A 1,460-nucleotide genomic window follows, 5' to 3' on the forward strand; every position below is an offset into this window, starting at 1 on the left:
GGCGGATTCAAACGGTCGTCGCAACACCAATTGTTTTCACTCATGACAGTAATTCGTCAAGCGCTTCTGCCGGCGTTTTCCAGCCCAGTGTCTTTCTCGGTCGGGCATTGAGGGCCGCTGCTACAGCGGATATCTCGTCGGCGCTGTGGATGCTCAGGTCTGTGCCTTTCGGAAAGTACTGCCGCAGCAACCCGTTGGTGTTCTCGTTAGTGCCGCGCTGCCAAGGGCTTTGCGGGTCGCAGAAGTAGACCTGGATACCCGCATCGATCTTGAGGCGGTCGTGCTGAGCCATTTCGGCTCCTTGATCCCAAGTCAGCGTGCGACGTAGTTCTTCGGGCAAAGTGATGATGGTGCGCGAGATCGCGTCACGCACGGCTTCCGCCCCGTGTCCCGCAAGCGCAGGTCCGTTCTTCTTGCGCGGAGCTTCGCCATGACCCGCCAACCGGGGAAGGTGCAATAGCATTGTGAAACGCGTCGTGCGTTCGACCAACGTGCCGATCGCCGAGCTGCCAAGACCGAGGATGAGGTCTCCCTCCCAATGTCCCGGCACGGCTCGATCGGCCGCTTCAGCGGGGCGCTCACTGATCATGATCTCCGGCGAGACAAAGCCCTTGCCCCGCCTGCGTACGCGCCCCCTGGGCACGCGCAACACGCGGCCGGTTCGCAAGCAGGCGGTCAGTTCGCTGCGTAGTATACCGCGGCCCTGAACGAAGAGAGCCTGATAGATGGCTTCGTGGCTGATGCGCATCGTCTTGTCGTCCGGGAAGTCGATCGGCAAGCGTCGGGCAATCTGCTCAGGGCTCCATGCTTTGGCCCATCGTCGATCCTTTCGCCGGCCGTGCCGGCGGCCGTTCCACCGAACGGCGGGGCCAGCAACACAAGCTCCGCTCGGGGCTACGACCCTGCCGGCAAGTCTCTCCTCCACATAAGTCCGCAAGGCTGCGTTGGGCGCAAGCTTGGTCGGCTTGGGCCGGCGGGCAGATCGGTCTGCATGCCATTGGGCAGTTGTTGCCCGATAATCCAACCCGCCGCCGCGGGTGGCCGCGTTCCGCCGCAGTTCACGGGAGACCGTCGAAGCAGCCCGCCCCAAGCGGCGCCCAATCTCCCGTATGGAATGGCCCTGCACCTTTAGAAGGGCGATTTCCTCGCGTTCAGCCAATGAAAGGTAGCGCCCGGAGAGAGGCTTGGCCGAAGATCTGAACATCGATGGTGGCATGCCGCCTGCCTTTCCGAACAATCTGCTTCCGACAGGTTGCGATAATCCGGCCTCAAACGCAGCATCTTCGCTGCTCTGCCCTGTGGCAATCGCCTTCCAAAATCTATTCTGTTCATCGCGTCCTGCAGCAGAAGGCCGGCCTGGCGATGGCAATGGCGCTCGTCCTGACCGCCCCGAACGTCGACTTACAACTTTCATCGCAACCTCCAACTTCAGGGTGTTGCGACGACCGTTTGAATCCGCC

General features: G+C 61.8%; 2 protein-coding genes. One reads left to right on the top strand and one right to left on the bottom strand.

The window, feature by feature from the left end; translation table 11 throughout:
• Window positions 1-40 precede the first annotated feature (40 nt).
• On the bottom strand, window positions 41-1,216 hold the full coding sequence (locus tag IVA74_RS00595; protein ID WP_247338799.1) for an IS30 family transposase: 1,176 nt from the start codon (window positions 1,214-1,216) through the stop codon (window positions 41-43).
• On the opposite strand from IVA74_RS00595, the gene IVA74_RS00600 reads away from it, so the two are divergent.
• On the top strand, window positions 1,185-1,460 hold a 276-nt coding region (locus IVA74_RS00600; RefSeq protein WP_247338800.1), incomplete at its 3' end, for a hypothetical protein. The genes IVA74_RS00595 and IVA74_RS00600 overlap by 32 nt on opposite strands.

The sequence above is a fragment of the Bradyrhizobium sp. 132 genome, assembly GCF_023074185.1.
Lineage (GTDB): Bacteria > Pseudomonadota > Alphaproteobacteria > Rhizobiales > Xanthobacteraceae > Bradyrhizobium.